The sequence below is a fragment of the endosymbiont of Riftia pachyptila (vent Ph05) genome, from assembly GCF_000224455.1.
GTDB lineage: Bacteria > Pseudomonadota > Gammaproteobacteria > Chromatiales > Chromatiaceae > Endoriftia > Endoriftia persephonae.
This window is the reverse complement of sequence record NZ_AFOC01000116.1, coordinates 1-9216: the sequence shown is the minus strand read 5'-3', so window position 1 is coordinate 9216 and position 9216 is coordinate 1. Positions and strand designations below refer to the sequence as shown.

Here is a 9216-nt window from a genome sequence, read left to right as displayed (position 1 = left end):
GAACTTGGCACGCTCACCACCGCTATTCTGCCAGTTGCCAGCCGCCGAGACCGCCAGCCGCACCCGCACCCCCAGCAGCGGCTCGATGCCGAGTCGCGCCGACTCTTCCAGCACCAGCTCCAGCTCCTGGGGTTTTTCGATGACGATGTAGAGCCGCAGCCCGAGGCGCCGGCCGATCAGAGCGAGGCGGATATACTCCCGATCCTTGTAGCCGTTGCAGACCACCAGCCCACCCGGCCGAGCCAGCGACAGCGCCGCCATCAGCTCCGGTTTGCTGCCCGCCTCCAGGCCGGTGGCGCCGTCGGCGACGATCTGTTCCACCACACTGCGCTGCTGGTTGACCTTGATCGGATAGGCGGTGGTGTAGCTGCCGCTGTAGGCCTGCGTCTGTTGCGCCTGCTCGAACGCCGCGCGCAGTCGTCGCACACGATCACGCAGGATGTCGTTGAAGCGCACCAGCACCGGCAGTGAGAGGCCCGCTTCATGCAGCTCATCCACCAGCTGACGCAGGTCGATCTCCACCAGCTGCTGCGGATCGGGTCGCACCGCCAGGTGGCCATCTTCATTGACATGAAAATAACCTGCCCCCCAGCGGGGGATGGCATAGAGCGCTTCAGAATCGGAATGGTCAGGCTGCATGGCGTGCATTATGCGTTAAACGGCTACGAAAATGTAGGTTATTTGTCGCCATCAGCAGCCATCAGCCTTTCTGCCAGGACCTCGCTCCAGGCCATACCATGCACTACCCGAGTGAAGGGCGGGTCGAGTTCGGAGGTCAGGCGCATCGGGACGTCGCTCAGCGGATGGCGAAAGCACAGTGTCACCGCCATCAGCAGCAGCCGGCGGCAATCAAACAGCCGTTCAAAGAGCCGATTGTGGCGCGATTTGCCGTAGCTGGTGTCACCGATGATCGGGTGGAAAATATGCTTCATGTGGCGGCGAATCTGATGCTTGCGGCCGGTCTCTGGGCAGAGCTCAAGCAACGCGTAGCGACTGCTCGGGTAGCGATCAACCCGGTAGGGTAGCTCGGCAGTGGCGAGACACCGGTAGCGAGTTACGGCCGGCTGGGCTGGTTTGTTCTGGCGGGCGCGCCGATCGGTCATCTTGTCAAGCAGCTCTTTCAGCGGGTAGTCGATCACCTCCTGCTGATCGGGGTGGCCACGCACCACCGCCAGATAGCGTTTTTCCACACCCCGCCCCTCGAACTGCTCACCGAGCCGCTGTGCCACCTCTGAGTTGAGGGCAAACAGCAGCACCCCGGAGGTCGGCTTATCGAGCCGATGCACCGGGTAGACCCAGCGCCCCAACTGGTCGCGCAACAGCTTCATCGCCGAACGGGTCTCGTACCGATCCACGAGACTGGGATGCACCAGCAACCCCGCGGGCTTGTTGATCGCAACGATTGCCTGGTCCTGGTAGATAATCTCTAATGGCCCCATTCACTATCGCCTTTGATGACTCCTGATGAGCGGCCACAGACTACTGCAAATGTGACCGAGGGGCGATCGCCGCTCGCTGGGGCGGGTCGATGAGGTGATCAAGCTGGTACGGGGCCATCCATCAAGTCCAGGAGACCGGCGGCCCGGCAGTGCAGGCCCGCTCCCGCAAGCGACTCAGGCAACTCACTCATGTCCGTCAGTGAATACGACTCGGACTATATTCACGAACAGCTGAGCCCCCTCAGCACGATTCAGGTTCGCCGTATGTTTGGCGACGCAGGCGCCTATTGCGATGGTCTGTTCTGCGCCATCCTCGAGGAGGATAGCCTCTACCTGAAGGCCGATGACGCCAGCAGTGAGCATTTCCGCCAGGTAGGTCAGTCGTCCTTCAGCTACCAGCGCAAGGATGGCAAGCAGATCAGCATGAAATTTTATTCACCCCGGTAGAAGCGTTGGAAGATCAGGAGCAGTTGCTAGCGTGGTGCCGGGGCGCCATTGAGGTTGCGCAAAAGAAGCGCTAATGACACTCTAGCTGCCCACCAGATTTGGGCGGAATGTCCTGCCAGATAAGAGTTGTGGAGAGAGCAATGGCCGACAACGAACAGTGGTTTACCGAAAAGTGTGAAGAGGGCGGCAACGCCTTCGGCCTGCGCATCAAGGGCAAGCTGCACGAAGAGCAGTCCCGCTACCAGAAGATCGAGGTCTACGAGACTACCGACTGGGGCAACCTGATGGTGCTCGACGGCTACACCATGGTCAGCAGCCTCGACAACTTCCTCTACCATGAGATGATGGTCCACCCAGCTCTCTTCATCCATCCGGCGCCACAGCGGGTGGCAATCATCGGCGGCGGCGACTGCGGCACCCTGCGCGAGGTGCTGAAGCATCCGGAGGTGGAGCAGGTCACCCAGATCGATATCGACGAGCGGGTAACCCGGGTCTCCGAGCAATTCTTTCCGGAGCTGTGTGAGTCCAACCAGGATCCGCGTGCCGAGCTGCTGTTCATCGACGGCATCGAGTGGATGCAGCAAGCAAAAGCTGGCTCACTCGACATCATCATCGTCGACTCCACCGACCCAATCGGCCCCGGCGAGGTACTCTTTTCAGCTGACTTCTACCGCGCCTGCCAGCGCGCCTTGGCGGATGGCGGCCTGATGATCCAGCAGAGCGAGTCACCGTTGATCCACCAACTGATCATCCAGCGCATGTACCGCAATCTACACGACAGCGGCTTCAGCGACGTCAAGAGCCTGTTCTTTCCCCAGCCGATATACCCGAGCGGTTGGTGGAGCGCCACTTTGGGACGCAAGGGGGCGGCGATCGAGGGCTTCCGCGAACAGGATGTGGCACAGCGCAGCTTCGAGACCCGTTACTACAACAGCGATATCCACCGCGCCGCCTTCGCCGTTCCCGAATTTTTCCGCAAAATACTCGAGCCACAGAGCTGACCGGCTCTGCGGGTAATATTAAGCGGATCGGGGATTAACGACGTCCCCCCACAACCCCGCTAGCCTTCATACTCATGAAGTGATTCTGTGGCCAACAGAATCGCAAATCCTCTTCGTGCCGGGTGAGGTCGGCACTTCCAGCCTGGCGAGGGCATGTTTTCGGCTAAAGATGCCGCATCTCCAGCCGAAAATCACCCTAAGGGGCGGTGCCTAAGAATCACCTATCCTGACGCGCCTGGGAAATCATCAGCCGACTGACAATTCAGCCAAGCCTGATTAAAAATGAACAAAATATCACCTTGTCAAATTCTCGACCCTATCGAGACCGCCCAGAACCGCAACCGGGCAGCGATGGAACTCCTGCAACAGCACCAGATTCCGCCCAGCCCGGTCTGCTACGCTGTGGCCTACGAATACGTAGCACAACGGACTCCAACCCTGAATCAGGCACTTGATCAACATCTCGAAAAGCATGGCAGCCTCAATCCCCACCTGCTCAGGGAGTTCTTCGAGACGCACTTCGAGGGCGGCACTGAACTACAGCTTGACGATCACATCGCCAGCCTGCATGACACCCTCTATAAGGTGCTGGAAGGAGTTTCCAGCGCCTGTCATGGCATCAGCGACTTTGGCCGGCTACTTGAAGGGCAGATGGAGTCACTACAGGGGCAGACCGACCTTGGCAGCGTTCGTCGCATCGCCGACACTCTACTGCAGGCCACCAACCAGGCGATCTCCAATAACCAAAAGATACAGGACAACCTAGCGTCAGCCGAACGCAATACCACAGAGCTGCGGAATCAGGTCGAACAGCTACGGGAGGAGGCACACCGGGACAGCCTGACCGGTCTCTATAACAAGAAGGTCCTCAATCAACGCCTTAGCCAGTGCATTGAAAGCAGCATCGAGAGCCAGACAACGCTGTCAGTACTGATGCTCGACATCGATCACTTCAAGCATTTCAACGACAGCTTCGGTCACCTGATCGGTGACGAGGTAATCCGGCGCGTCGCTCAGACATTGCAACAGAGGGCGCGGAAGAATGACATCGCCGCCCGTTATGGCGGTGAAGAGTTCACCCTGGTGTTACCCAATACCTCACTTGAGGATGCGATCAAGGTGGCGGAGATGATACGAAGCACAGTCGGCAAACTGGTGCTGGTGAGAAAGAGCACCAAGGAGAAGCTACCCGGCATCACTATCTCGGTGGGCGTTGCCAGCCTACACCCGGAGGACTCCATAGAGACTCTACTGGAACGTGCCGACCAAGCGCTCTACTACGCCAAAAACCACGGTCGTAACTGCACCATTTCCGAATCGCTGCTTATCACCGAGACTGACAGCAACAACCAGAAGATCGCTTACTGAACCTGCTTGCAGCAGCGCATCTGCTGTGCCTGACACAAAAAAAGGGGTGCCAATGGCACCCCGAAAGTGAGAGAGGTCTAATTATTTAATATCGGGATCAGCGACCCGCGCCGTGTGAGCCAGTGAACTCGGGGTAGGCCTCCAGACCACACTCGCCGATATCCACGCCTTCGTACTCCTCCTCCTCACTGACACGGATTCCCATCACAAGCTTGATGATCAGCCAGACGATGAAAGAGGCGCCGAAGGTCCAGGCGAAGATGGTGCCCAGGCCTAACAACTGAGCCCCCAGGGTCGCATCAGGGTTAGAGAGCACTACCGCGAGCAGGCCCCACATACCGACCACACCGTGTACCGAGATGGCACCCACCGGATCGTCGATCTTCAGCTTGTCCATGAAAATGATGGAGAAGACTACCAGCACGCCGCCGACTGCGCCGACGATGGTCGCCAGCAGCGGAGTCGGAGTCAGCGGTTCAGCGGTGATCGCCACCAGACCGGCCAGCGCGCCGTTGAGCGTCATGGTCAGATCGGCCTTGCCGAACAGTGCACGTGCAGTCAGCAGCGCGGCAATCACACCACCGGCAGCGGCAGCGTTGGTGTTGACGAAGACCATAGCCACCGCATTCGCCTCTTCGATGTTGGAGAGCTTCAGCTCAGAGCCACCATTAAAGCCGAACCAGCCTAGCCACAGGATGAAGGTACCCAGGGTCGCCATCGGCATGTTGGCACCCGGAATGGCGTTGACCCGCCCATCGGCCGTGTACTTACCCTTACGTGCGCCCAGCAGCAGCACCCCGGCCAAAGCCGCAGCAGCGCCGCACAGATGCACCACGCCGGAACCTGCGAAGTCACTGAAGCCAGCGGCATCCAGGAAACCGCCACCCCACTTCCAGTAACCCTGCAGTGGGTAGATAAAGCCGGTCATCACTACCGAAAAGGCAAGAAAGGCCCACAACTTCATGCGCTCCGCCACCGCACCGGAGACGATCGACATGGCGGTGGCGACGAATACCACCTGAAAGAAGAAGTCGGACATGCCCGAGTAGTAAGTCTCGCCGTTGCTCTTCAGCACATCATCGACACTGTTGTCACCGCCGAACATAAATCCCAGATCAAGCGCCGGGATAAAACCGTTGCCGCCATCCGGATACATGATGCCGTAGCCCACCAGCATGTACATGATGCAGGCAATAGCGAACAGGGTGATGTTTTTGGTCAGGATCTCGGCAGTATTCTTGGCCCGCACCAGGCCGGCCTCAAGCATGGCGAAGCCTGCTGCCATCCACATTACAAGTGCACCAGATACCAGAAAATAGAAGGTATCGAGCGCATAACTAAGCTGTGTGATCGCTTCCACGATTGTCTCCTCCAGAAGAGTTGGTCTTAGAGCGCTTCGCTACCGGTCTCGCCAGTACGCACTCGCACTGCCTGTTCCAGTGGCATCACAAAGATCTTGCCGTCACCGATCTTGCCGGTCTTGGCCGCTCCGGAGATCGCCTCCAGTACCTGATCGACAACACCGTCATCCACCGCAATCTCGACCTTGATCTTGGGCAGAAAATCGACGACATACTCGGCGCCACGATAGAGTTCGGTATGGCCCTTCTGGCGACCGAAGCCCTTTACCTCGGTCACAGTGATACCGGTGACGCCTATATCGGAGAGCGCCTCACGGACATCATCGAGCTTGAAGGGCTTGATGATTGCAGAAATCATTTTCATGCTGTTTTCTCCTCAATGGGTGGAGCAGCAGCTGCGCTCCACCCTTGATTGTGTTGAACCGGGGCTTTAGAAGGATTTGCTCCAAGGAGACCAGCGCACGCATATCCTTATCGGCACCAGCGGTGGCGTCGGTATCGGAGAGGGTGAAGGTCACGTCGCCATAGTCACCGGCGCTCTTGGAGAGGTCGATCTGATAGTGGGTCAGGTCATCACTGCCGGCGGCATCGTAGTCGTAGACACCGATAGTGCCGCCGATCGAGAAATCCTGGGGCAGATCGAAGCTGGCACCGACGAAGTAGTAGAGATCGCCTTCAGAGGGATCGTTGTCGGCGGAGACAGTGTAGGCCAGGCCGGCGTTCACAAACATGAAGCTGGCGTTGGCGTAGACCTCAGCAAAATCCGCATCCGCATCATCTTTATACATGTAGTAGATAGCGCCCAGATCGTAACCGAAATCACCCGCCTCACCGGCAAAACCACCATAGAAGTCGAGCTCAAAACCATCGGTGACATTAGAGGCCCAAGTGCCCAGGTAGATGCCGCTATCGAAGCCTGCATCCAGGCCACCGGAGACGGCGGCGCCGTCAGAGGTCTGGGTCATACCGCGCCAGATGTAGTTGCTGGTGGCACCGACATTCATGCTGACTTCCGTCTCAGCCAGGGTCTGGGTGGAAGCAGCAATCATCGCAACACTGCATGCCAGGGCTAGTTTTTTCATCTTCATTTCGCTACTCCTAAAATCTCTTGCCGTTTGTAGTGAGTTGTATTTGTTCAGCGCAAAAAACCAGAGGTTCCCGCTTACAGCCACTTTTAGCAGAAACCGTGCCAAATCAGTAAACACCATCATAAACAATACGTTATACATCTATTTCTAGTTTTTCTCCGCATCACGCAAAATGCGCCGCACCAAGATGCGGCACCGTGACAGGGCGCGCATCCCCGCCTCGCACCAAATTGATGCATTAGAGGCCAGAGAGTGAAGCAGCTATCTGGACAACAAAACGCCCGCTGGGCTAAGGTGTGCGGATGTTCGATCCTAAACTTATCGATGAGCTGGCTGAACGCCTCGCCGGCAGCGTCCCTGGAGGGATTCAGCTCCTGCAGGCGGACCTGCAGAAGAATCTTCGCACCACCCTAGAGGCGGGGCTGACCCGCATGAATCTGGTCACCCGCGAGGAGTTTGACGTACAGCGCGCAGTATTGACACGCACCCGCGAGAAACTGAGCCGGCTGGAAGCTGAGATCAGGGAGCTGGAAGCGCAGATCGCCAAGCGCAGCTAGGAGCCTCTGAGCGAGGCTGGGCGAGCAGCCTTGCGGCCCAAATTCATTCAGAGGCGCCTTAACCTCACCCACCCACTACCAAGGAAGGTAGGCATGTCACTGGCCATCCTCTATTGCCGCGCCCAGGTTGGCATCCAGGCCCCTCTGGTCACCGTCGAGGTCCATCTGGCCAACGGCCTGCCCGCACTCTCCATCGTCGGCCTGCCCGAGATGGCTGTGCGTGAAAGCAAGGAGCGAGTGCGTGGCGCACTGCTCAACAGCGGCTTCGAGTTCCCGGCGCGGCGCATCACCATCAACCTAGCCCCCGCCGACCTGCCCAAGGAGGGCGGCCGCTTCGACCTGCCGATCGCGCTCGGCATCCTTGCCGCCTCCGGGCAACTCCCGAAAAACATTCTGCAAGAGTATGAGTTTCTCGGCGAACTAGCCCTCTCCGGCGAGCTGCGGCCAGTTCGCGGCACACTGCCCGCAGCCATCGCCGCCAGATCGGCACAGCATCAGCTGATCCTGCCGCGCACCAACCTGCCTGAGGCACAGCTGGTGGAGGGGCTGCAAGCCTTCCCTGCCGAGCATCTGCTGGCAGTCTGCAACCATCTCACAGGGACACAGCCGCTCGCTTCAGATAAGCCTGACGCACCACCGACCACCATCGAACCGACAAACCCCGATCTCGCCGAGGTGATCGGCCAACCGCAGGCCAAACGCGCCCTGGAGATTGCCGCCGCCGGCAACCACTCACTGCTGTTTATCGGACCACCCGGCACCGGCAAATCGATGCTCGCCAGCCGCCTGGCTGGCATCCTGCCGCCACTCTCCGAGGCCGAGGCACTGGAAACCGCCGCGCTGCACTCCATCAGTGGCAACGAACCTGATCCACGCAACTGGCGCCAGCGTCCATTTCGCAGCCCCCATCACACCGCCTCCGCGGTGGCCCTGGTAGGCGGCGGCAGCAACCCCAAACCAGGCGAGATCTCACTGGCCCACAACGGCGTGCTGTTCCTCGACGAGCTGCCGGAATTCGAGCGCCGGGTATTGGAGGTGCTTCGCGAACCCATTGAGAGCGGCCAGATCACCATCTCCCGCGCCGCCCGCCAAGCCAGCTTCCCCTCCCGCTTCCAGCTGGTTGCCGCCATGAACCCCTGCCCCTGCGGCCATCTCGGGGATGGCTCCGATCGCTGCCACTGCAGCGCAGAACAGATCAGCCGCTACCGCGCCCGCATCTCCGGGCCACTGCTCGACCGCATTGACCTGCAGCTGGAGGTGCCCCGCCCCGACCCGCGTCTGCTACTCCAGCGCCATAGCGATGGCGAAGAGAGTAGCCTGCAGGTACGCCAGCGAGTCGAGCAGTGCCGCCGACGTCAACTCGATCGTCAGGGCACCACCAACAGCCGACTGGCCGGCCGTCAGCTCGAGCGCCACACAGCCCCGGATCCGGCCGGCCATCAGCTGCTGCTGCGCGCGATGCAGCGTCTCGGCTTCTCGATGCGTGCCTACCATCGCATTCTCAAAGTGGCCCGCACCATTGCCGACCTCAATCAGGCGGATCAGATCGGCGTCAACCACATCAGTGAGGCGATCACCCTGCGGCGCCTCGACCGTCGCGATACAGCTGCCGTTTAACCCGAGGCACTGGTACACTCCGCGCCATGTTGCGATTCGACCATCTGACGCTGCGCCGCGGCAGCAAACTGCTGTTCGCCGACGCCCAATTCACCCTGCATGCTGGCTGGAAGATTGGCATCACCGGCGGTAACGGCTGCGGCAAATCGAGCCTGTTCAGCCTGATCCTCGGCCAGTTGCAGGCCGACGAAGGGGAGCTTGAGCAGCCGCCTCGGCTGGAGATCGCTCATGTCGCCCAAGAGACCCCGGCGCTCGAGCGCGCCGCCATCGAATATGTCATCGACGGTGACCAGGAGCTACGCCGCATCGAGGCGGAGCTGGCGGAAGCTGAGGCGAGT

The 9216-nt window shown here is 59.7% G+C and carries 10 protein-coding genes and 1 pseudogene; 6 read left to right on the top strand and 5 right to left on the bottom strand.

What is annotated here, in order from left to right; genetic code table 11:
- Positions 1-639 (bottom strand): annotated as a pseudogene (locus RIFP1SYM_RS14450) (arginine decarboxylase); the annotation flags it as partial.
- A gap of 38 nt (positions 640-677) precedes the next feature.
- Positions 678-1439 carry a tRNA pseudouridine(65) synthase TruC gene (gene truC, locus RIFP1SYM_RS14445; RefSeq protein ID WP_005966082.1) on the bottom strand — a complete coding sequence of 254 codons (762 nt, stop codon included), beginning with the start codon at positions 1437-1439 and terminating at the stop codon, positions 678-680.
- Between the two features lie 189 nt (positions 1440-1628).
- Between truC and RIFP1SYM_RS14440 the strand changes: the two genes are divergently transcribed.
- The 3 genes from RIFP1SYM_RS14440 (at position 1629) to RIFP1SYM_RS14430 (ending at position 4255) form a co-directional block, all read left to right on the top strand.
- Positions 1629-1886: a TfoX/Sxy family protein gene (locus RIFP1SYM_RS14440; RefSeq protein WP_005966080.1), complete on the top strand. Its 258-nt coding sequence runs from the start codon at positions 1629-1631 to the stop codon at positions 1884-1886.
- Positions 1887-2026: 140 nt separating this feature from the next.
- The gene (speE, locus tag RIFP1SYM_RS14435; protein ID WP_006475176.1) at positions 2027-2887 is read left to right on the top strand and encodes a polyamine aminopropyltransferase; all 861 of its coding nucleotides are present in this window, start codon (positions 2027-2029) and stop codon (positions 2885-2887) included.
- Between the two features lie 282 nt (positions 2888-3169).
- Positions 3170-4255 (top strand): GGDEF domain-containing protein, encoded by a 1086-nt coding sequence (locus tag RIFP1SYM_RS14430; protein WP_005966075.1) that lies wholly within the window; start codon positions 3170-3172, stop codon positions 4253-4255.
- A gap of 97 nt (positions 4256-4352) precedes the next feature.
- Here the strand turns inward: RIFP1SYM_RS14430 and RIFP1SYM_RS14425 are convergent, their stop codons facing one another.
- From RIFP1SYM_RS14425 to RIFP1SYM_RS14415, 3 genes are read right to left on the bottom strand one after another with little or no spacing between them, the layout of a single operon-like run.
- On the bottom strand, positions 4353-5615 hold the full coding sequence (locus RIFP1SYM_RS14425) for an ammonium transporter (RefSeq protein WP_005966073.1): 1263 nt from the start codon (positions 5613-5615) through the stop codon (positions 4353-4355).
- 26 nt (positions 5616-5641) lie between these two features.
- Entirely contained in the window at positions 5642-5980 is a 339-nt protein-coding gene (locus RIFP1SYM_RS14420; protein ID WP_005966071.1) for a P-II family nitrogen regulator, read from the bottom strand.
- Positions 5937-6704: a TorF family putative porin gene (locus tag RIFP1SYM_RS14415; RefSeq protein ID WP_139042161.1), complete on the bottom strand. Its 768-nt coding sequence runs from the start codon at positions 6702-6704 to the stop codon at positions 5937-5939. The genes RIFP1SYM_RS14420 and RIFP1SYM_RS14415 overlap by 44 nt, the downstream gene beginning before the upstream one ends.
- Before the next feature lie 302 nt (positions 6705-7006).
- Between RIFP1SYM_RS14415 and RIFP1SYM_RS14410 the strand changes: the two genes are divergently transcribed.
- From RIFP1SYM_RS14410 to RIFP1SYM_RS14400, 3 genes are all read left to right on the top strand, one after another.
- Positions 7007-7261, top strand: a complete 255-nt coding sequence (locus RIFP1SYM_RS14410; protein ID WP_039960613.1) for an accessory factor UbiK family protein — start codon at positions 7007-7009, stop codon at positions 7259-7261.
- Between the two features lie 93 nt (positions 7262-7354).
- On the top strand, positions 7355-8878 hold the full coding sequence (locus tag RIFP1SYM_RS14405; protein WP_039960612.1) for a YifB family Mg chelatase-like AAA ATPase: 1524 nt from the start codon (positions 7355-7357) through the stop codon (positions 8876-8878).
- Between the two features lie 26 nt (positions 8879-8904).
- On the top strand, positions 8905-9216 hold a 312-nt coding region (locus RIFP1SYM_RS14400; protein WP_039960610.1), incomplete at its 3' end, for an ATP-binding cassette domain-containing protein.